This is a genomic window from Nocardia brasiliensis IFM 10847, from assembly GCF_000710915.1.
GTDB lineage: Bacteria > Actinomycetota > Actinomycetes > Mycobacteriales > Mycobacteriaceae > Nocardia > Nocardia brasiliensis_A.
Genome location: NZ_BAUA01000020.1, coordinates 1 through 18,882 on the forward strand (window position 1 = coordinate 1; position 18,882 = coordinate 18,882).

The window sequence follows — 18,882 nt, forward strand, 5'->3', positions numbered from 1 at the left end:
CATGGAAGGTCTGTGACCCCGCGACTCGCCCAGCGAAACACGCCGAGCCACAACCTCACCCGCTCGAAACCGCTGTTACCTCGTCAAGGAACTCTCGAAATCGGCACCACAGCCAGACGACCACGCCGGAACTCACCTTCATGCACCTGACGTGCGCCTAAAGTCGGGAACCCCACCTGACGTGCTCAGCACCATCCCTGTAACTCCCGCGGCAGGCAGACCACACTGGGAAAGTCACCCTTCGGCAGCCAGCCAACAAGCCCAAACGCAAGTAAACCAAGCGACAGATGCCCCGTGCCGACACGTGAAAGCCGCACACCTGCGAAGCGGGAGCGATTACGTCAGCGGTACTCGCACAGATACGCCGTATCGACCGCCACCTGAACGTCGAACTTGCTGTCCGCGGGCACCTCGAACCGCTCACCGGCCGAGTAGGTCACGAACTCGTCGGCACCGGGCAGCTTGACGGTCAACGCGCCCGAAACCACGTGCATGATCTCCCGCTGCGCGGTCCCGAACTGGTACTTCCCCGCCGCCATCACCCCGATGGTCGCCGGCCCGTCGGCCGCCTCGAACGCCAGCGACTTGACCGTGCCGTCGAAGTACTCGTTGACCTTGAACACCCACACTCCTCGATTCCGATGAACGGCCAGATTACCGGCTAAGCGGCGCCGGGCTTCTCGGGCTCACCGTGACCGGGGACGATCAGGCGGGGCGCGGAGTCGAGCAGGGACTGCGCCGTGCGGCGGGTGAGGTCTTCGTCATGGTTGAAGACGGTGGGCAGCGGCTGCGGGCCGACGGTGGCGAGCAGCGGGTGGCCGGTGACGAGGGCGTCACCGCTGAACAGGATCTGCTGTCCGGGCAGGAAGTAGGCGGTGTGACCGGTGGTGTGGCCCGGCGCCGGCACAGCGGTGAACCCACCCGGCAACGCACGCAGAGCGTCGTCGTCGTAAGCGGTGGCGGTGGGAACTGTCATTTTGATGTGCCCCGCCACCGCCCGCACCGTCTGGGCGACCCAGCGTGGGCCGCCCGGCGTCCGTAGTTGACCGACCATCTCGACGGGAGTGATCTGCTCCAAATACTCGCGACGCGCATGCGCCGCCTCCGCCGCGCCGGTGTAGACGGGGACGCCGGTGCGACGCACCAGAGTCGGAATCGCGCCGATGTGGTCGAGGTGCGCGTGGGTGACCAGGACCGCCGCCAGATCGCCGAGGTCGTGGCCGATCTGCCGAATGGAATCGAGCACATCGTCGGTGTCCCGCGGATACCCCGCGTCGACGAGAGTGACGCCGGAACCGTCGGTCACCAGCGACCAGTTGACGTTGGTACCCGCCACGACGTAGACGGAGTCGGCGACCTGTGTGATGCGCATATCAGTGGTTCGCCTCTCCGATGTGCTGTTCGATCACGCCGACCTCATCGATCTCCAGGCGCAGCCGGTCGCCCGGTCGCAGCCATTGTCCCAGTTCCATGCCACTGCCTCCGGGTAGCGTCCCCGGCGCGATCAGGCATGCACGATCGCTTCGGGCACCGAGTATCCCATGGCGCGAGTGCTCGTGCGCGCCACGGTTTCCCGCTGACCTGCACGACGGCCGCCGTCGCTGCGCGGACGGTCGCATCGCGGCCTATTGCTGTGCGGGACCGGACATTCCGCTGGCGGCGACCGGGCAAGAAGGTGCCGCCCGCATGAGTTCGGCGTCCAAGGATTTGTCGTGATCGCGAATCCGGTCACCGAGTTCGGGAGACAAAGCACTCTTCGAATAGACACCGAACCAGTTATCGGTTGGGCCGGTGCCGAAATAACTGCCGCACACCGACTTGGCTGCGCTCGACGCTGACCTTGGCCGGTGGCGCGGGTTTGAGCCAGTAGTAACCCAACGCGACGGCGGCGAGCACGATGACGCTGGTAAGCGCTGCCAGAATGTAGCGGCGTCGCCGCGGTGCGGTGCCGGGTTGTGCGGTGGGAGACGGTGTCATAGCGGACGCTCGAAAAGGTCTCCCATGCCCAGACGGTACGCCCACAAATCTATTCGCGGATGAGCGCTGTTCTAGATCGAAACCTCTCCAGAAAATAGAAAACCCCCTGTTCAGAGGGGGTTTGTGGGGCGGGTGGGGCTCGAACCCACGACCAATGGATTATGAGTCCACGGCTCTAACCGACTGAGCTACCGCCCCCGGGCTGCGGGCAGGTACCGCAGCTTCGGGGATGGTACCGGCTCGGGTGGGGCGGACACCACTTCGACCCGCGGGTGGTAGGTGTAACCAGAGGTGGCGGTTAGGGTGGGGTGTCCCGCGACCGTATGGAGGGTTGGACCATGGCCGGTGTGTTCGCGAATGTGCTGAAGGTGCACCAGTGGGTGTACGAGAACAGTGGCGGGCTGGTCGGCCACCGGATCTTGTTCGGGAATCCGACTTTGCTGCTGCGCACGGTGGGGCGCAAGACGGGGCAGGCGCGGACGTCGGCGCTGACCTATGCGCGTGATGGTGCGGATTATCTGATCACGGCGTCCAATGGCGGGTCGCCGCGGCCGCCGGGCTGGCTGGCGAATCTGAAAGCGCGGCCGGAGTGTGAGATTCAGGTCGGGCGACGCACCATGCGGGTGACGGCGCGGGCCACGTATCCCGAGGATTCGGAGTATGCGCGCCGGTTCGCCCTCGTGGACAAGGTGAACCAGGGTCGCTACACCGAATACCAGAAGCAGACGAAGCGGCCTATTGCTGTGGTGGTGCTGACGCCTATCGGCTGAGCGCGGTCAGTCGCGGCGGTAATCGTCGTAGTCGTCGTCCTCGGGGTAGCCGTCGCGCCGGTCGTCCCATTCGGCTTCGTACTCGTCTGGATCGTCCCGCTCCCAACGGTTCCCGTCGGCCGGGGGTCTGCTGGCGATTTGCACGACAGCGACCACGACGGCGAGCACCAGCACGACCACACCCACAACGATCAGAGTCTCCACGCAGGGCACCCTAGCGCCGAGCCAGGGTGCCCGCCAGACCGTCGAACCGACCGGTCTCAGACAGTGGATTCGATGGTCAGCAGCGTACGTCCGAGCGCGGTCCGCGATTCGATGGCGGCGTGTGCGCGTGCGGCCTCGTCGAGCGAAAACGTTTGTCCGATCACCACTTCCAGCCGCCCGGCGACCGCCTCGGCGAGCGAACGTTCGGCAAGTTCCTGCCAGTCGGTGTCGCTGTTGGTCAGATCGAACAAGCCGTAGACGGTGATGTCGTGCGCCGCCACAACATCGGCGTCGGGGACCGCGAATTCGCCTGCGGAACCGCCGTATCCGAGGAACCGGCCGTGCGCCGCAACGGCCGCGAGGGCGGCTTCTCCCAGCGCGCCACCCGCACCGTCGAGGACCACCTGCGCACCGGTGCCGCCGGTGGCCGCGCGAGCGGCGGCCACCCAGCCGGGTTCGCTGTAGTCGACCACCACGTCGGCGCCGAGCCGTTGCGCCAGTTCGAGTTTGGCGCGGCCACGCGCGGCGGCGATCACGTGCGCACCCGCGGCCCGGACGAGCTGGATCAGCAACGTTCCGAGTCCGCCCCCCGCAGCGGTGATCAGCACCCATTCGCCCGGCTGGACGGCGGCGCGATCGAACAACGCGAGCGCGGTCTTGCCGTCATGGGTGAGCGCGACGGCCTGCTCGGAACTCAGGCCCTCGGGCACCTCGGTGAGCGAATCTACATTGGCCAGCGCCTTTTCGGCATACCCGCCGATCGGCTTACCGCCGCCGACCCGGCTGGCCGCGGTGGCGGTGGCGACCCGGCGCCCGACCCAGGACGGGTCCACGTCGGCGCCGACGGCCCGCACGACGCCGGCCACCGCACCGCCGGGCACATAGGGCGGCTCCAGTGGGAAGAAGTCACTGCCCCAACCGCTGCGCAACCGGGTGTCGAGGAACATCACATCGGCGGCGGCCACCTCGACGACCACCTGTCCGGCTCCGGCGACAGGCTCGGGCACCTCACGCACCGTGAGTACTTCCGGCCCACCGAATTCCACTGCTTGCACGGCCCGCATGACATCCTCCATCGCTGTTCTCGCCGGTTTCGACAGAGCCCAGCTTGGAACCTCGAGCTTTATTGAGGTCAAGTCGACGGAACGTGATTATGCTCAGCGCGTAATAGTCAGGAGCTGCTGCCGCCCCCGCAACTACTGCCGCCGCCACTGCTACCCCCGTCGGAACCGCCGCCACCCCAATCGTTTCCGCCGTCTCCCGCAGATCCGGAGTCACCGGCGGACCATGACTGATCGCCACCGCCGAGCCACCCACGCCCACGCCGGCGCGGCCTCCTCGACCACTCGGTCAGCACATGGACGAACAGGAACAGGCCGCCCAGAATCACGGCGACCACCACCAAGAGCTCGACCAGCGCCAGCACGGAAACCACGCTATCGCCGGTCAGGAACTGCCGCCACCACAGCTGCTACTGCTGCTGCCGCCGCCGCAACTACTGCCACCGCCACAGCTGCTGCTGCCCCCGCCACAGCTGCTGCCACTCCCCCCGCTGTCGTGATGTCCCCCGTGATGGTGGTGGTGCTGACCGCCGTGCCCGGGATCCCACCCACCACCGCAACCACTCCCCGAATCGGTCCCGGCGAATCCGGCGGCACCGGCGGCCCAGAACGGGTCGGAGTTCTCGTATCCCCCGCTGTGCCGCCGCGGATCGCCGCCGCGCTGCACGCCGAACGGTGGAACACGCATATTCCGAGTCGAATTGCGAACCACACGGATGATGACGAGCGGCACCACAACGATCATCACCAGGAAGAAGATGACCATCCCGAGGATGATCAGGCCGACGATCGCACTCATTCATGAACGGTAGCGTTCCCGGCCCGCTGCGTACAGTGAACTGTGCTGTCTTTCGGATTTCGCAGATCGCGGCAGCGCGGTATCGACCTGGCCGAGGTCGGCGCCGCGGTCGCCGCGCTGGAATTGCCCGATGCCGTGTTCAAGACCTGCCCGTGGGAACCACGCGAATTGGTGGCGACCGGATTGCGGCAGTGGTTGCGCTGCTGCGGGGCGGCGATGCGGGACGGGCAGGTGATCGGCATGCCGTCGCACGCGGTCGACGAGGCGTGGCACGGCTTCATCCTGTGCACCGAACGCTATGCCGCGTTCTGCGCCGGCGCCTACGGACGCTTCCTGCACCATTTCCCAGAAGGCGCCGGACCGCCGAACCCCGCGCACGGCTCGATGGGTCAGCAGCTCGGTCGCACCGTGGTGGCCTGGACGCTGGTGGCCGAACCCGGCGAGACCTGCGTGCTGTGGGATCTGGACCGCAGGGTCGGCGTCGAGCACCCGTGGGGTGTCGACACCGAGCGCGTCGCGGCCGTGGAGGCCGAACTGCGCACCCTGCCCTGAGGAACGCCTGACCTAGGTGAGCTTCACCCGCGCCGCGACGAACCGGCCGACGGCAGGCGCGAGCCTGCTGAAGTGGTACTGCAACCGTGCCTCCGGCGTCACCGGGACGATGCTGCGGTCCTTCTCCACGGCGCGCACGATCTGCTCGGCCACCTTCTCCGGCCCGTAGCCGCGCTTGCGGTAGAGGTTGTCGTACCTCTGCTGCTTGCGCTTCTCCTCTTCGGCGCTGACTCCCGAAAACGTGGTGTTGGCAACGATATTGGTGTGCACGATGCCAGGGCAGATGGTGTGCACGGAGATCCCGCGCCCGGCCAGTTCCGCGCGCAGGCAGTCGGAGAACATGAAGACGGCCGACTTGCTGGTGGAGTAGGCGCTGAAGTTCTGCTGCGGACTGTAGGCCGCCATGCTGGACAGGTTGACGATGTGCCCGCCCAGGCCCCGCTCGGCCATGGCGGACCCGAAGGCCCGGCAACCGTTCACCACTCCGCCGAGGTTGATCCGCATGACGCGGTCGAACTCCGCGGCCGAGGTGTCGAAGAACCCGCCCGCCTGGCCGATTCCGGCATTGTTGATCAGAATGTCGGGCACGCCATGGGTTTCCAGCACGACCGCGGCATGCTCCTGCACCGCGGCCTGATCCGCGACGTCGAGCTGATAGGCATGGGCCACACCGCGTTCGGCGGCGATCAACTCCGCGGTCTCTTTGGCGGCGACGAGATCGAGGTCCGACAGCACGATTTCGGCGCCGCGCCGCGCGAGCGCCAATGCGGTCTCGCGGCCGATGCCGCTGCCACCCCCGGTGATGACCACCAGTTGATCCTCGAATCGCTTTGCGCTGCGGCCGACTTCGGCACGGCGAAGGCCGCGCGGCGCGGAACCGCCGTTGACCGTATCGATCAGCTCGGTCGCCGCGGTGGCGAGCAATTCGGGGTGCGAGAACGGCATCCAGTGTCCGGCGGGCACGTCACGCCGCCACAGCCGCCGCACCCACTTGTTCTCGTCGTCGTAGCCGGCGGGCCGGACGGCGACGTCGCGCCCGGCCACGATCAGCTGCACCGGCACCTCGGTGTGCCGCTCGCGCGGTGAAAGGATGCGCTGCACGATGTTCGCGCGGTAGATGAGCAGGCCGTCGACGGAATCCTGCCGGAACGTCGGGCCCAGCTTCACATTCGACGGCGCGGTCTCGTTCATGATCGAGACGATCCGCTGCCAGCGCTGCTCGGTGCCGAGCAGGCCGAAGACCGCCCGCGGCAATCCCGGCGTCATGAAGAAGAAGGTGTAGGCCGAGGACAGCAGCTGAGTGAACGGCTGCCAGATATTGCGCGGTGTCGGCCGGGACAGCCGGTTGCGCATCCAGTGCCCCATGTGGTCGAGGTTCGGCCCGGACACCGAGGTGAACGACGCGACGCGGGTGGCGGCCTGCGGTTCGCAGACGGCCTCCCACACCTGAACCGAGCCCCAGTCATGGGCGAGCACGTGCACCGGCCGGTCGGGGCTGACCGCGTCGGCGACAGCGTAGAAGTCGGCCGCCAGGTGATCGAGCCGGAAGTCCTGGGTGCGCTTGGTCCGAGTGGACCGACCGTGCCCCCTGGTGTCGTAGGTGACAACGTGGAAACGATCGGCCAGCAACGGCACCACCGCGTCCCACAGGTGGTTGGTGTCGGGCCAGCCGTGCACGAGGAGCACGGTGTCCGCGGCCGGATCGCCGTATTCGTAGACAGCGAGCTCGAATTCGCCGCTGCGCACAGTGCGCTCGGCGGCCACGAGCTCCGGCCGATCGATGGTCGTCATCGGGTTTCTCCTTGGTGACCGGGGTCGTGGTTACAGGTCGAGCACGAGTCGCCCGCCGGCCGCACGCGAGACGCAGACGAGCATTTCGCCTGCCTCGTGTTCGGCCGGGGTGAGGACGGTTTCGCGATGTTCCGGTGCGCCGGCGAGCACCCGCACCTTGCAGGTGCGGCAGAAGCCCTGACGGCACGAGTACGGCCGATCCGGCTGGGTTTCCAGGATGGTGTCCAGGGCCGTGCGGTCCGCGGCGACCTCGACCACCGCGCCGGTCGAGGCGAACTCGATCTCGAAGGGCACGCCGTTCACGATCGGCGGCGGCGAGAAACGTTCGGAATGCAGTTCCACACCGGGCATTTCGCGCACCGCTGCGGCGACCGCGGCCGTCATCGGCACCGGACCGCAGCAGTAGACCGCGGTGTCGGCGCCGACACCCGGCAGCAGCGCGGCGGCGTCGGGCAGGCCGTGCTCGTCGTCGGTGCGCACGGTGACGCGGTCACCGAATCCGGCGATCTCGTCCAGGAACGGAATGGTGTCGCGACTGCGGCCGGTGTACACCATCGACCAGTCGATACCGAGCCGATGCGCAAGCCGCGCCATCGGCAGGATCGGCGTGATGCCGATGCCACCGGCGACGAAATGCAAACGCGCGGCCGGTGATCCGTAGCCGGGCACGGCGAACGGGAAGGCGTTGCGCGGCCCGCGCACGGTGATCCGCGCGCCGACCGGCAGCGCGTCGTGCACCTCCACCGATCCACCGAGCCCCGCCGGAATTCGACGCACCGCAACGCGATACGCGCGGGTGTCGGCCGGATCGCCGCACAGCGAGTACTGGCGCAGCCGCCCTGACGGCAGCTCGAGATCCAGATGCGCGCCGGGCCGCCACGGCGGCAGCTCACGCTGATCCGGCGCGGCCAGGCGCAGGCTCACCACGTCTTGGTCGTAGGCCTCGATCCGGCGTTCGGTGACCACCAGCGCCAGCCGCCGATCGTCCACCTGCGGCGTCAGATCGCGCCGGTTGATCAGTGTGGTCCAGCGCAGCCGGGCCGAGGCGACCGCGTCGAGCACCCGCACCGCGCGGTCCTGGCCGGGCTTGCCGAACAGGTCCGCGGGCAGTTGCGCGGGCACGCGCCGCCGACTCACCACCGCACCCGTCACGACGCGATCGCTTGCGCGGCGGGCGATTTCGCCAGGTACGCCACCGCCTGCGCGGTCGAGCCGACCGAGCCGGGGTTGTAGCCCGGCTTGAAGGTGGTCAGCGCGCTCCACAGCAGCGACGGAACACCCGGCAGGGCACCGCGCCACATCGCGCCGAACACGCGCTTGAGCAGGCGCGGATAACCGAGGTCGGGCAGCGCGGGATCCTGGTGCACCATGTATTTCGTGCCGCGCACCACCAGGGTGAGGAAGGTCGGGAAGACGAACATCATGATCGCCGCGCGCCGCAGATAGCCCGCGCCGAAGTAGACGGCGACATCATGAGCGACGTGCCGGTGCTCGACCTCCTCCGCGCCGTGCCAGCGGAACAGGTCGGCGATGCGCGGCTCGGCGTCGAACTTCTCCAGATCGGCGTTGAGTACCCAGTCGCCGAGGTAGGCGAAGAAGTGTTCCAGGCAGGCGATCACCGTGAGGCGTTCGACCAGCGTCTGGCGGGCCGCGACGCCCTCGATGTCCCGGGGTCCCAGCGTCTTGCGGAACAGGTATTCGGCTTGGCGCACATAGGGTTGCGGGTCGATGCCGTGCGCGGCCAGCACCTCGTGCAACACCTTGTCGTGCGTCTCGGCGTGCATGGATTCCTGACCGATGAACCCGAGCATGGCTTCGCGCAGCTTCTCGTCCTTCACGAACGGCAACGCCTCGCCGTAGGCGGCGCAGAACATGCGCTCCCCCTCGGGCAGCAGCAGGTTCAGCGAATTGATCAGATGCGAGGCGATCGGCTCGTCGGGCATCCAATGCAGCGGGGTATCGGCCCAGTCGAATTGCACATTGCGCGCATGCAGCGCGACCTCGCCCGGATCGATGTCCGGCCGCCGCTCTCCCCTACGAAGTAGCTTCATCGATACTCCTCGTCCTCGCTCATCCCGCGGCGAAGCCCGGGCCCGGCCGCCTCGCTGCGCACCTTCCTGCATGGCCGTAGCAATCATCATACACATACATAGAACTTCGGGTTACATATAGAAGACTCAGCACATTTCCGCAGGCAGCGACCACAACCCGGGAGCGACCGGTTGCGCCCAATACCGTTAGCCCACTTGACAATAACGACCGTCACTGTGACCCATCTCCCCCCGGTTCGAGCAAAAACTAGAACGCGTTCTAGTAGTCTTTCGCTATGGAACGACTCACCGGATTGGACGCCAGCTTTCTCTACCTGGAAACCGGGACCCAGCACCTGCACGTCTGCGCACTGCTTCTCCTGGACCCCACGTCAGGGGACTATTCCTTCGACCGATTCAAGGCCGAGCTCGGCCGGCGACTACCGCTGATCCCGCAGATGCGCCGCCGGGTATACCAGGTGCCTTTCAATCTGGACCACCCGGTGTGGGTCGAGGACCAGAACTTCGACCTGGACTATCACATCCGGCGCATCGGCATCGCCGCGCCGGCCGGGCGACGCGAACTGGCCGAGCTGATCGGCGACATCGCCGGCCGCCCGATGGATCGGGACCGGCCGCTGTGGGAGATGTCGGTGGTGGAGGGCCTCGACGACGGCAAGGTCGCGGTGATCTGCAAGTACCACCACGCCGCAGTGGACGGCATCACCGGCACCAACATGATGATGCACCTGTGCGATCTCGAACCGAACGCGGCCAAGACGCCGCCCGCACAGCAGTGGCGACCGGAGCCGAGCCCCAACGATTGGCAGCTGCTGGCCAAAGCCGTGATCAAGTTTCCGACCAAGGCGGGCATCGTCGGCATGGTGCCGAAAACTCTCGGCATGGTGGCCGGTTTCGCGCAGCGCCGACGAAAAGACAAGGCGGGCATGGCTTTACCGTTCTCTGCACCGCGCACCCCGTTCAATCTGGCGATCACGCCGCACCGCGCGGTCGCGTTCACCGAGGCGGAACTCGGTGCGGTCAAGGAGATCAAGTCCGCCTTCGGCGTGAAGATCAACGATGTGGTGCTGACGATTGTCGCGGGTGTCCTGCGCGCCTATCTCGACAAGCACGACGAACTGCCGGACCGCTCACTGGTCGCCTCGGTGCCGGTCTCCGTGCACGAATCCTCGCGGCACACCGCGGGGATCAACAAGGTATCCACGCTGTTCGCGCGGCTCGGCACCGATATCGCGGACCCGGTACAACGCCTGCGGCAGGTCGCCGAGGAGAACCGCGGCGCGAAAGAGGAACACGACCTCATCGGCGCCGACTTCCTCCAGGATTGGTCGAAGTACGCGCCGCCGAACACCTTTCAGCTCGCGGCCCGGGTGTACTCGTCGCTGAAGCTCGCCGAGCGCCATCCGGTGGTGCACAACCTGGTGGTGTCGAACGTGCCGGGTCCGCCGATGCCGCTGTATTTCCTCGGCGTGCGCGTCGAGGGTATGTATCCGTTCGGACCGGTTTTTCACGGCGCCGGGCTGACGGTGACGGTCCTGTCGAACAACGACGACCTCGATTTCGGCTTCATCGCCTGCAAAGAGCTGGTGCCCGACATCGCCGAACTCGCCGACGCGGTACCCGAGGTCGTCGCCGAATTGCTCACCGCGGCACGAAAACTGGGCTGACTCGCCGACCGCCCCTGTTCGCCACCGCCGCCGAACAGGGTGAGCCGCCTACAATCTCGCGGCGACCGCCGCACAGGCGTCGAGCAGCACCGGCACGAACCGGTCGGCCTCCAGCACACAGGCCGCGTGCCCGGCCTTGACCAGGTGGATGCTCGCCTTCGGAATCAGCGTCGCCAGTTCCAACTGCCGATAGACCGGAATCGCCCGGTCCTGGGTCGTGATGACGACCGCGGTCGGCATAGTCAACTCGGGCAACCAGCCACTCGCGTCGAACCGGCCTACCTCCGCGACCACCTGCGCCACCGCCCATCCGCTGGTGCTGCGGAACTCGGTGAGCGCCCACCGGTCCAACCGCCCCGGCGCCCAGACGATTTCCGGCAGTTCGGGCAGCTTGCCCGCGAATTCCGCGATCTGCCGAGACGAGTAGGGCAGGATCGCGGCGGCCAGTTTGCCGAAGGCTCGATGGAACGCCCGCTCGCGCCACTTCTCCTGGAACCGGTACGGCGTCGCGCACAGCACCAGACCGCTCACCCGCTCCGGATGCCGGTGCGCGGCAGCCAGACTCACCACCCCGCCCAGCGAGAAGCCCACACATACCGCCTGTGCGGCGTCGAGCGCGTCGAGCACGGCGACCACATCGTCGGCGCAGTCGTCCACCGAGAAACGCTCGGAGCGAATCCCCCGGCCGTGCCAGCGCTGGTCGAACAGGATCACCCGATAGCGCTCGGACAGCGCGGCCAGCGAGGGGAACCATCCCAGGTAGGCGGTGCACGCCGTGCCGTGCAAGAGCACCAGCGTGGGCGCGCCCGCCGGTCCGGCGATATCGACCACATAGGTCTGCCCCCGTCCGGTTAGTTCGACCAGCCGCCCGCCGGGCACCTCGGCGATGTCGGGGACCCGCCGGGCGAACCGTCGCAGCACCGCCGAGGATCGTGGGTTCGTCATCGTGAGCCTCCCGCGCCGGTGGCAAAAACTAGAACGCGTTCTACACGATGATGCCATATCGGCGGCGGCCGCCGGTCACGCCAGCGCGCGGACGATCGATTCGGCGACACAGGCCGGCTTGTCGGCACCCTCGCATTCGACCGTCGTCGCCAGCACCACCTGCAGGCCACCCGGGACATCCTCGACGGCGACGATGCTGGTCCGCCCGCGGATCCGGGAGCCCGCGGGCACCGGCGCGGGAAAGCGGACCTTGTTCAGGCCGTAATTGATCCGCAGCCGCGCATCGCTGAGCCGGAAGAGCTGTGCGTTGATCCACGGCAGTAGCGACAAAGTCAGATATCCGTGCGCGACGGTGGCGCCGAACGGCCCGTCCGCCGCCCGGACCGGGTCCAGGTGAATCCACTGCCGATCCTCGGTGGCCTCGGCGAACGCGGTGATCCGGTCCTGGTCGACGCGGATCCAATCGCTCACGCCGAGGTCGGCACCCGCGGCATCCCGCAACGTCGCCATCGTGAAGGTGCTTGCCTCGCTCATGCGACGAACCCTAGATCGCCGCGCCCACCACCGCACCCACCCCGGAAGATTCTGGCCCGCAAAGACTTTGCCCCGCACCGCGTACGCATGTGGCACCATCGGACCCGGGAGGACCGCCGGACGGGGCGCGATTCTGTAACGTGTTCCAGACAAGCTCGCGAAAAGACGGAGGTGCCGCGATGGGGCGGTTGAGCGGCAAAGTGGCATTGATCAGCGGTGGCGCGCGGGGTATGGGCGCAGCGCATGCCCGAGCCCTGGTCGCCGAGGACGCCCGCGTGGTGCTCGGTGACGTGCTCGACGAGGAAGGCACCGCGGTCGCCAAGGAACTCGGCGACGCCGCGACCTACGTGCACCTCGACGTGCGCGAGCCGGACGCGTGGCAGGGCGCGGTCGCCGAGGCAGTGCAGCGCTATGGTGCGCTGAACGTGCTGGTGAACAACGCCGGCATCGCCAACGGGAACCTGCTGGTCGACTTCGACCTCGCCGAGTGGCAGCGGATCATCGACATCAATCTCACCGGCACGTTCCTCGGTATGCGGGCCTCGACCCCGGCGATGATCGAGGCGGGCGGCGGCTCGATCATCAATATCTCGTCCGTGGAAGGCATGCGCGGCAGCCCGGGTCTGCACGGCTATGTGGCGACCAAGTTCGCGGTGCGCGGCTTGACCAAATCGACCGCACTCGAGCTGGCGCAGTACAAGATCCGGGTCAATTCGGTGCACCCCGGCCTGATCACCACGCCCATGACCGAGAACATTCCGGCCGAATTCCTGCAGATCCCGCTGGCACGGGCCGCCGATCCGAGCGAGGTCGCCGCGTTGATCACCTTCCTGGCCAGCGACGAATCGTCGTACTCGACCGGGGCGGAGTTCGTCGTCGACGGCGGGCTCACCGTCGGCATCCCGCACAAGACCTTCGACTGAGTCAGTCCCCGTAGCTGTGGGGCAGGTCACGTGTGAGCAGCAACGCCAGTATCGGCAGCGAAACCAGTGCGACACAGGCGATCAGGTTGATCCACTTGTAGGCCACCACGACGGCGGCGAACTCGCGCAAGGTCGCCGCGGGCAGGTAGTAGAACGCGGTGCGTGCCCCGGTGACCTCGGCGTCCAAGCCGAGCCGCCGGGCCAGCATCGCTGTGCGCAGGGTGTGGAAATCGCTCGTCACCAGCACCATTCGGGTCGACTCGCCGCACTCGCCCAGTAATCGCTTGGTGAACAGCAGGTTCTCCCGCGTGGTCGCCGAACGATCCTCCTGCAGCACGCTTTCGGCCGGGATGCCCCGCTCGACCAGATACCCGGCCATGGCCTCGGCCTCCGACTTCAACTCGTCGGAACCCTTACCGCCGCTGGTGATCAGCAGCGGGCTGCGCCCGGCCGTGCGCTCGGCCCGATAGACCTCGATCGCCCGGTCCAGCCGGCCCGCGAGCAGCGGCGGCACCCGATCGCCCTTCAGCCCGGCGCCGTGCACGACGATCGCGTCCATCCCCGGTCGATACGGCAACGCCCCGTACAACAGCGAATACAGCAGAAAACTGGCGAACAGGAATCCGATATAGCTCACCGCCATGGTCAGCGACGCCAAAATCACGACGACCCAGATATCGCCGGTGAATATGGCCAGCGCGAGCAAGACATACGGCACGAGCAATGCGAGGCCGAGCGCGAGCGGCAGCAGGTTCGCCAGGCGCAGCCCTTCACGGCGTACCATCTGCCTGCCGTTGAGGATCAGCAACCCGGCGAGTACGAGCACCAGGAGCGGCGACAGCAGCACGAGCAGCCCCGCCAAGATCATCGGCAGGTCGCCCTTGACGCCCGAGCCGAGCACCCACACGCCAACGAATATCAGCCCTAGCAGTAGATACACCCCATTGCCCAACCGTCGCCGGTCCTTGCGGAAGCGCACCAGGAACACCGCGAGCAGGGCGAGGCCGATCACGAGCATGATCACCCAGCCACCGTAACGGGCCCGCGGCGGCCGCGGGCCGCGCCCGGCCGTGGATCGCCTTCGTCACTCGGCGCGGCACCCTCGGGCTTTTCCGTTTCTCCCCTAACCTTGCGCAGGTCCGAATATCTGCCAATCGCTTGTGCCCGGCCAGTTTCGGATTATTCGACTTTCAGCGTGCCCTACGTCCCTGACGATGTCGTGATGAATGGGAGCCGATCTTCGCCATGTTCTGTCGAATCAATACCGCGCTCACCGCAGCCGTCCTGCTGGTAGCGGCCGCCCAACTGGCCGTGCTGCCGGGAACCGCTGCGGCACAACCGCTCTACCCACTACCGGACCCCGACCCGTTCTACGCGGCGCCCGCGGATCTGGACCGGGCCGAACCCGGTGACGTGCTCGACACCCGGCCGATGCCCGGGTTGCTCGCCTTTCCGGGCACCACGGTCACGATGATCAAGTTCCGGTCGACCGATTCGGCGGGCGCGCCGATCGCGGCGACCACCACCGTGCTCACTCCGGCGAATCACGTGCCGGGTGGGCCGCTGCTGTCCTATCAGCACATCATCAACGGCCTCGGCACCCAGTGCGCCGTATCCCGCGTGCTCTACACCGGTGACCCGAATCTGGCTGTGCGCGAAGCGCCCGCGCTCAACACGGTGCTGCTGCGCGGCTGGTCGGTGGCGCTGCCCGATCACCTCGGCCCGACCAGCGCCTACGGGGCGGCCAGGCTCGGCGGCATGATCACGCTGGACGGCATCCGGGCGGCGCGCAAGGTCGCGCGATTGGGTGTGGCCACCAGCCCGGTCGCGATGTTCGGGTACTCCGGCGGCGGGATGGCGACCGGCTGGGCGGCAGCGCTCGCCCCGACCTACGCGCCGGAACTCGATATCGTGGGCGCGGCCGAGGGCGGGGTCCCGATGAACCTGGTCAAGATGACCGAGGGCCTGGGCTACCACCGGCATCCGGCGTTCGGGCTGGCCATGGCGGCGGCCATCGGGCTCGAACGCGAGTACCCGACCCGACTGCCGATCAGCGACAGCCTGAACCCGACCGGGCTCGCCATCCGCGAGCGAATGGCCAACGGCTGCACCAACGAGATCCTGGCCGCCGGCGCCGGGCACAGCGTCCTGGACGTCGCCTTCTCCACCTCGCTGGCCGAAGACCCCAGTGCGCGTGGCGTACTGGAGGAGAACAGCCTCGAGCTGTACGAGGGTGTCCCGGAAATGCCTATCTACCAGTGGCGTTCCCACGACGACGCACTGATCCCGGTCGCGGCGATCGACAACACGATGCGGCGCTACTGCGCGGCGGGAGTGCGCGTGCAATCGAAACTGTTCCCGAGCCCCGATCACCTCAGCACCGCGGTGCTCGGCGCGCCGGAAGCGATGGGGTGGATCGAGGCCCGGTTCCGCGGGGAAACCGCACCGCGCAACTGCTGACATCGGCGCGGGGCCGCCGATTCCCGCTGCAGTGGAATCGGCGGCCCGTAGGGTGGATTCATGGTCACGATCATCGGCGGTGGCATAGCCGGAGCGGTGCTCGCGGGAGCGCTCGGCCGTGCGGAGCGACCCGTCACCGTGTACGAAAGCCAACCGACCGGTGGCGCCGGCGCGTTCCTGGTCCTCGACGCACGCGCACACACCGCACTGGTGGGGCTGGGTGTGTCGGCCGATCGACTGCACGCGGCCTCACATCCGGTGGAAGCGCTACGCGCGGACGGGGTTTCGGGACCCGCCCGCGGCAACTCGGCGGCGCAGCGGCGACTCTATCTGCGAGCCGAGCTGATGCGGGTGCTCACCGAATTCGCCGCGGACAGTTCCGCGGTCCTGCGGTTCGACACACCCATCACCGAAGTGGACTGCACCGCGGGCACCCTCGGCAGCGGCGGACGACCGGTGCCCGCCGACGAGCTGATCGTCGCCGCCGACGGCATCGACTCCGTCGCGCGCCGCGCCCTGGAACCCGGGCGAACCGCCGAATACGCCGGGCAGATCGTCATTTACGGCGTCACCCGGCAACCGGTCCGGCCCGGCACCGACCCGGCCGTCCTGCATTTCGATCGCACCCTCGGACCCGACGGCCGTCCCGTGACCACCTTCGGGCACCTGTGGAACGACACGGTCTCGGTGTGGTTCACCCGGTTGACCCGGCCGCCCCTGGACCGGCAGCACAAGGGCGCTCAGCCGATGGATCAGTGGACAGACGCCGTACTGGCGGCCTCGCCCGCGGTGCGCGACGTCATCGAACCGCTACTGGCGCACACCGATTCGGTGCACGTCTCGAACGCGCGCACTGTGCCGCTCGCCGGCGCTCGAGCTCCGCAGAACCCCGTGCTGCTCTGCGGCGACGCCGATCACGCGATCACACCGGCCGCGGGCGTCGGCGCCCGCGACGCCATCGAGGACGCGGCCGCGCTCTATGAGGCGATCGTTACCGGCGGAGCACCGGCCGCCGCGATGGCCGAGCGACGGCGACGCATCCTCGCCGAACGGGAGCGCGCCGCCCAAATGTTCCGCGCCGCAACGTAAAAAGCGGCGCGGGAACGAAAACCCGTTCCCGCGCCGCCGAAGTGACGCAATCAGGAGTCGGCTTCCTTGCCGCTCTGGTAGGCGCTCTGGCGCGCCTCGTCGAGTTTGGCTTCGGCCCGCGCCTTTTCGGCTTCGGCCTCCTTCTTCGCGGCGTCGCGCTCGGATTCGGCCTTGTCCTGTTGAGCGCGACCCTCGCTCTTCAGGCTTTCGTCTCCGGTGACGATGCCCGCGGCTTCCTTGGCCTTGCCCTTGACGTCCTCGACGATGCCCTCGACGGCCTCGAGCGGTCCGCTGTCGTGCTTGGTCATGGCAACTCCTACATGCTGGGTATGGGCTGTCACTCCGACGCATACCCGGCACTTCGGGCGCCAATCGGAACCGCACGGCTCGGCGGCTGTGTCTCCCGTCACCCCGAGCAGACCAGTCCCACGGCAAGCACTGTCATCATCACCGCGATGCCGGAGTCGAGCACTCGCCAAGCGACCGGGCGCGCGAAGATCGGGCCGAGCAGGCGCGCGCCGTAACCGAGCGCGGCGAACCAGACCACGCTGCCGAGCATCGCGCCCGCGCCGAGGAACCAGCGGTCGGGTGTGGCATAGGTATTGGCGAACGAACCGAGCAGCACCACGGTGTCGAGATACACGTGCGGGTTGAGCCAGGTCAGCGCCAAGCAGGTCGCGATGGTGGCGCCGAGCGCGACGGTCGCGCCGGCTGTGTCCATGGTCAGCGCCGCGGACGCAAAGGCCCGACGTGCGGCGAGGAACGCGTAGCCGAGCAAGAAAGCCGCGCCCGCGTAGCGCACCACCGTGACAACGGCGGGCACCGATTCGACGACCACACCGAAGCCGCCCACACCCGCGGCGATCAACAGGATGTCCGACAGCGCGCACACCGCCACCACCGCGAAGATGTGCTGCCCACGCACGCCTTGGCGCAGGACGAACGCGTTCTGCGCGCCGATCGCCACGATCAGCGAGAGTCCGAAACCGAGACCGGAAAGAGCTGCGAGAGCCGCCGAAGACAGTGTCACTTCTTCGACGCTAAGCACGGCATTATCCACTGGCAAACTAAAGTTTCTACACTACCATTACGATTCCTTAACATGGACCTGCAGCTCGACCAGCTCCGCGCGTTGCACGCGGCGGTCACCGAGGGCACCTTCGACGCCGCGGCGAAGAGCCTGCGGATCACCCCGTCCGCGATCAGCCAGCGCATCAAGGCCTTGGAGGACGCCGCGGGTCGCGTCCTGCTGCAACGCACGAAACCGGTGCGTCCCACCGAATCCGGGCTCGCCGTGCTGCGGCTGGCGCGGCAGATCGAACTGCTGGCCGGCGACACCGCGCGCGAACTCGGCGACGCGCACCGCGCCACCGACCGGCCGCTGCGGCTGCCGATCGCGATCAACGCGGACTCGCTGGAGACCTGGGCGTTGCCCGCGCTGGCCGCGGCCCCGCCGGGCGTCTGCTTCGAAATCCACCGGGAGGACGAGGAACACACCACCCGACTGCTCCGCGACGGCACGGTGATGGCGGCCATCACCTCGACCGCGACGCCGGTGCAGGGCTGCCGGGTGGAGCGACTGGGCGCGATGCGCTACCGGCCGATGGCACAACCGGGCTTCGCCCGCACCTGGTTTCCCGACGGACCCACCGCGAAAGCCTATGCGGTGGCGCCGGTGGTGCTGTTCGACCGCAAAGACGATCTCCAAGACCGGCAGTTACGCAAACGCAGTCGGCAACCGCTCGACCCGCCGCGCCATTACGTTCCCTCCTCCTCCGGTTTCGCCGAAGCGGTACGACTCGGACTCGGCTGGGGTATGTTGCCCGATCTGCAAACCCGGAATTTCGGGCGTGCCGAACTCGTTCCGATCGATGGCGCGGCATTCATCGATGTCCCGCTGTACTGGCAGCAATGGCGGCTGGACTCACCGGCATTGAGTGCGGTGGCCACGGCGATTGCTGCGGCCGCGGCCGATTCCCTGCGCTGAATGCCGCGCTCGATACCCGCCCGAATGCAGCACTATTTCTCATAACCGAGTTCGATGCGATACGGTATTAGT

The 18,882-nt window shown here is 67.6% G+C and carries 22 protein-coding genes and 1 tRNA gene; 9 read left to right on the top strand and 14 right to left on the bottom strand.

The window, feature by feature from the left end; translation table 11 throughout:
- Positions 1 to 341: 341 nt before the first annotated feature.
- From ppnP to NBRGI_RS04225, 4 genes are all read right to left on the bottom strand, one after another.
- Positions 342 to 623 (bottom strand): pyrimidine/purine nucleoside phosphorylase, encoded by a 282-nt coding sequence (ppnP, locus tag NBRGI_RS04205; RefSeq protein ID WP_029892929.1) that lies wholly within the window; start codon positions 621 to 623, stop codon positions 342 to 344.
- 38 nt (positions 624 to 661) lie between these two features.
- Entirely contained in the window at positions 662 to 1,372 is a 711-nt protein-coding gene (locus tag NBRGI_RS04210) for an MBL fold metallo-hydrolase (RefSeq protein WP_029892930.1), read from the bottom strand.
- Positions 1,373 to 1,776: 404 nt separating this feature from the next.
- Entirely contained in the window at positions 1,777 to 1,977 is a 201-nt protein-coding gene (locus NBRGI_RS04220; protein WP_029892931.1) for a hypothetical protein, read from the bottom strand.
- Between the two features lie 124 nt (positions 1,978 to 2,101).
- Positions 2,102 to 2,175: transfer RNA gene (locus NBRGI_RS04225), tRNA-Ile, on the bottom strand.
- A 140-nt stretch (positions 2,176 to 2,315) separates the two neighbouring features.
- Here NBRGI_RS04225 and NBRGI_RS04230 point away from each other — a divergent pair.
- Positions 2,316 to 2,747: a nitroreductase family deazaflavin-dependent oxidoreductase gene (locus NBRGI_RS04230; RefSeq protein ID WP_029892932.1), complete on the top strand. Its 432-nt coding sequence runs from the start codon at positions 2,316 to 2,318 to the stop codon at positions 2,745 to 2,747.
- A gap of 6 nt (positions 2,748 to 2,753) precedes the next feature.
- Here the strand turns inward: NBRGI_RS04230 and NBRGI_RS04235 are convergent, their stop codons facing one another.
- Together NBRGI_RS04235 and NBRGI_RS04240 are read right to left on the bottom strand one after the other, a co-directional pair.
- Positions 2,754 to 2,951: a hypothetical protein gene (locus NBRGI_RS04235; protein WP_148310691.1), complete on the bottom strand. Its 198-nt coding sequence runs from the start codon at positions 2,949 to 2,951 to the stop codon at positions 2,754 to 2,756.
- A 56-nt stretch (positions 2,952 to 3,007) separates the two neighbouring features.
- Positions 3,008 to 4,015 (bottom strand): zinc-binding dehydrogenase, encoded by a 1,008-nt coding sequence (locus tag NBRGI_RS04240; protein WP_029892934.1) that lies wholly within the window; start codon positions 4,013 to 4,015, stop codon positions 3,008 to 3,010.
- Positions 4,016 to 4,308: 293 nt separating this feature from the next.
- On the opposite strand from NBRGI_RS04240, the gene NBRGI_RS48615 reads away from it, so the two are divergent.
- Genes NBRGI_RS48615 through NBRGI_RS04255 form a run of 3 tightly spaced genes read left to right on the top strand, consistent with a single transcriptional unit; the run spans position 4,309 to position 5,363 of the window.
- Positions 4,309 to 4,512 carry a hypothetical protein gene (locus NBRGI_RS48615; protein WP_029892935.1) on the top strand — a complete coding sequence of 68 codons (204 nt, stop codon included), beginning with the start codon at positions 4,309 to 4,311 and terminating at the stop codon, positions 4,510 to 4,512.
- On the top strand, positions 4,512 to 4,817 hold the full coding sequence (locus NBRGI_RS48620; RefSeq protein WP_029892936.1) for a hypothetical protein: 306 nt from the start codon (positions 4,512 to 4,514) through the stop codon (positions 4,815 to 4,817). Before NBRGI_RS48615 ends, NBRGI_RS48620 begins: the two co-directional genes overlap by 1 nt.
- Before the next feature lie 36 nt (positions 4,818 to 4,853).
- The gene (locus NBRGI_RS04255; protein ID WP_029892937.1) at positions 4,854 to 5,363 is read left to right on the top strand and encodes a hypothetical protein; all 510 of its coding nucleotides are present in this window, start codon (positions 4,854 to 4,856) and stop codon (positions 5,361 to 5,363) included.
- A gap of 12 nt (positions 5,364 to 5,375) precedes the next feature.
- Here the strand turns inward: NBRGI_RS04255 and NBRGI_RS04260 are convergent, their stop codons facing one another.
- Genes NBRGI_RS04260 through NBRGI_RS04270 form a run of 3 tightly spaced genes read right to left on the bottom strand, consistent with a single transcriptional unit; the run spans position 5,376 to position 9,205 of the window.
- Positions 5,376 to 7,154 carry an SDR family oxidoreductase gene (locus NBRGI_RS04260; protein ID WP_029892938.1) on the bottom strand — a complete coding sequence of 593 codons (1,779 nt, stop codon included), beginning with the start codon at positions 7,152 to 7,154 and terminating at the stop codon, positions 5,376 to 5,378.
- Positions 7,155 to 7,184: 30 nt separating this feature from the next.
- Positions 7,185 to 8,306: a PDR/VanB family oxidoreductase gene (locus NBRGI_RS04265; protein ID WP_081877926.1), complete on the bottom strand. Its 1,122-nt coding sequence runs from the start codon at positions 8,304 to 8,306 to the stop codon at positions 7,185 to 7,187.
- Positions 8,303 to 9,205, bottom strand: coding sequence for a metal-dependent hydrolase (locus tag NBRGI_RS04270; protein ID WP_029892940.1), 903 nt, complete (start codon positions 9,203 to 9,205; stop codon positions 8,303 to 8,305). Before NBRGI_RS04270 ends, NBRGI_RS04265 begins: the two co-directional genes overlap by 4 nt.
- 275 nt (positions 9,206 to 9,480) lie before the next feature.
- Here NBRGI_RS04270 and NBRGI_RS04275 point away from each other — a divergent pair, with 275 nt between their 5' ends.
- On the top strand, positions 9,481 to 10,872 hold the full coding sequence (locus NBRGI_RS04275) for a WS/DGAT/MGAT family O-acyltransferase (RefSeq protein WP_029892941.1): 1,392 nt from the start codon (positions 9,481 to 9,483) through the stop codon (positions 10,870 to 10,872).
- A 48-nt stretch (positions 10,873 to 10,920) separates the two neighbouring features.
- Here the strand turns inward: NBRGI_RS04275 and NBRGI_RS04280 are convergent, their stop codons facing one another.
- Entirely contained in the window at positions 10,921 to 11,817 is an 897-nt protein-coding gene (locus NBRGI_RS04280) for an alpha/beta fold hydrolase (RefSeq protein WP_029892942.1), read from the bottom strand.
- A gap of 75 nt (positions 11,818 to 11,892) precedes the next feature.
- Positions 11,893 to 12,351 carry a MaoC family dehydratase gene (locus tag NBRGI_RS04285; protein WP_029892943.1) on the bottom strand — a complete coding sequence of 153 codons (459 nt, stop codon included), beginning with the start codon at positions 12,349 to 12,351 and terminating at the stop codon, positions 11,893 to 11,895.
- A gap of 179 nt (positions 12,352 to 12,530) precedes the next feature.
- Here NBRGI_RS04285 and NBRGI_RS04290 point away from each other — a divergent pair, with 179 nt between their 5' ends.
- Positions 12,531 to 13,274: a glucose 1-dehydrogenase gene (locus NBRGI_RS04290; RefSeq protein ID WP_029892944.1), complete on the top strand. Its 744-nt coding sequence runs from the start codon at positions 12,531 to 12,533 to the stop codon at positions 13,272 to 13,274.
- A gap of 1 nt (position 13,275) precedes the next feature.
- Here NBRGI_RS04290 and NBRGI_RS04295 read toward each other — a convergent pair whose 3' ends face one another.
- Complete coding sequence (locus NBRGI_RS04295) at positions 13,276 to 14,292, bottom strand: YdcF family protein (RefSeq protein WP_036557416.1); 1,017 nt, start codon at positions 14,290 to 14,292, stop codon at positions 13,276 to 13,278.
- 227 nt (positions 14,293 to 14,519) lie between these two features.
- Between NBRGI_RS04295 and NBRGI_RS04300 the strand changes: the two genes are divergently transcribed.
- Both NBRGI_RS04300 and NBRGI_RS04305 read left to right on the top strand, forming a co-directional pair.
- A complete protein-coding gene (locus NBRGI_RS04300; protein ID WP_029892946.1) occupies positions 14,520 to 15,734 on the top strand; it encodes a lipase family protein in 1,215 nt (404 codons plus the stop codon).
- A gap of 60 nt (positions 15,735 to 15,794) precedes the next feature.
- On the top strand, positions 15,795 to 16,823 hold the full coding sequence (locus NBRGI_RS04305) for an FAD-dependent oxidoreductase (protein WP_029892947.1): 1,029 nt from the start codon (positions 15,795 to 15,797) through the stop codon (positions 16,821 to 16,823).
- A gap of 50 nt (positions 16,824 to 16,873) precedes the next feature.
- Here NBRGI_RS04305 and mbp1 read toward each other — a convergent pair whose 3' ends face one another.
- Together mbp1 and NBRGI_RS04315 are read right to left on the bottom strand one after the other, a co-directional pair.
- Positions 16,874 to 17,131: a microaggregate-binding protein 1 gene (gene mbp1 / locus NBRGI_RS04310; protein ID WP_029892948.1), complete on the bottom strand. Its 258-nt coding sequence runs from the start codon at positions 17,129 to 17,131 to the stop codon at positions 16,874 to 16,876.
- Between the two features lie 98 nt (positions 17,132 to 17,229).
- Positions 17,230 to 17,847, bottom strand: coding sequence for a LysE/ArgO family amino acid transporter (locus tag NBRGI_RS04315; RefSeq protein WP_029892949.1), 618 nt, complete (start codon positions 17,845 to 17,847; stop codon positions 17,230 to 17,232).
- Between the two features lie 78 nt (positions 17,848 to 17,925).
- On the opposite strand from NBRGI_RS04315, the gene NBRGI_RS04320 reads away from it, so the two are divergent.
- Positions 17,926 to 18,810 carry a LysR family transcriptional regulator ArgP gene (locus tag NBRGI_RS04320; protein ID WP_029892950.1) on the top strand — a complete coding sequence of 295 codons (885 nt, stop codon included), beginning with the start codon at positions 17,926 to 17,928 and terminating at the stop codon, positions 18,808 to 18,810.
- The last annotated feature ends 72 nt before the right edge of the window (positions 18,811 to 18,882 follow it).

Excerpts from the sequence above, each read along its gene's own strand:
- NBRGI_RS04210 (WP_029892930.1), bottom strand. The coding sequence starts at position 1,372 with ATGCGCATCACACAGGTCGCCGACTCCGTCTACGTCGTGGCGGGTACC.
- NBRGI_RS04220 (WP_029892931.1), bottom strand. The coding sequence starts at position 1,977 with ATGACACCGTCTCCCACCGCACAACCCGGCACCGCACCGCGGCGACGC.
- NBRGI_RS04230 (WP_029892932.1), top strand. The coding sequence starts at position 2,316 with ATGGCCGGTGTGTTCGCGAATGTGCTGAAGGTGCACCAGTGGGTGTAC.
- NBRGI_RS04240 (WP_029892934.1), bottom strand. The coding sequence starts at position 4,015 with ATGCGGGCCGTGCAAGCAGTGGAATTCGGTGGGCCGGAAGTACTCACG.
- NBRGI_RS48615 (WP_029892935.1), top strand. The coding sequence starts at position 4,309 with ATGGACGAACAGGAACAGGCCGCCCAGAATCACGGCGACCACCACCAA.
- NBRGI_RS48620 (WP_029892936.1), top strand. The coding sequence starts at position 4,512 with ATGTCCCCCGTGATGGTGGTGGTGCTGACCGCCGTGCCCGGGATCCCA.
- NBRGI_RS04260 (WP_029892938.1), bottom strand. The coding sequence starts at position 7,154 with ATGACGACCATCGATCGGCCGGAGCTCGTGGCCGCCGAGCGCACTGTG.
- NBRGI_RS04270 (WP_029892940.1), bottom strand. The coding sequence starts at position 9,205 with ATGAAGCTACTTCGTAGGGGAGAGCGGCGGCCGGACATCGATCCGGGC.
- NBRGI_RS04275 (WP_029892941.1), top strand. The coding sequence starts at position 9,481 with ATGGAACGACTCACCGGATTGGACGCCAGCTTTCTCTACCTGGAAACC.
- NBRGI_RS04280 (WP_029892942.1), bottom strand. The coding sequence starts at position 11,817 with ATGACGAACCCACGATCCTCGGCGGTGCTGCGACGGTTCGCCCGGCGG.
- NBRGI_RS04285 (WP_029892943.1), bottom strand. The coding sequence starts at position 12,351 with ATGAGCGAGGCAAGCACCTTCACGATGGCGACGTTGCGGGATGCCGCG.
- NBRGI_RS04290 (WP_029892944.1), top strand. The coding sequence starts at position 12,531 with ATGGGGCGGTTGAGCGGCAAAGTGGCATTGATCAGCGGTGGCGCGCGG.
- NBRGI_RS04295 (WP_036557416.1), bottom strand. The coding sequence starts at position 14,292 with ATGCTCGTGATCGGCCTCGCCCTGCTCGCGGTGTTCCTGGTGCGCTTC.
- NBRGI_RS04300 (WP_029892946.1), top strand. The coding sequence starts at position 14,520 with ATGTTCTGTCGAATCAATACCGCGCTCACCGCAGCCGTCCTGCTGGTA.
- NBRGI_RS04305 (WP_029892947.1), top strand. The coding sequence starts at position 15,795 with ATGGTCACGATCATCGGCGGTGGCATAGCCGGAGCGGTGCTCGCGGGA.
- mbp1 (WP_029892948.1), bottom strand. The coding sequence starts at position 17,131 with ATGACCAAGCACGACAGCGGACCGCTCGAGGCCGTCGAGGGCATCGTC.
- NBRGI_RS04320 (WP_029892950.1), top strand. The coding sequence starts at position 17,926 with ATGGACCTGCAGCTCGACCAGCTCCGCGCGTTGCACGCGGCGGTCACC.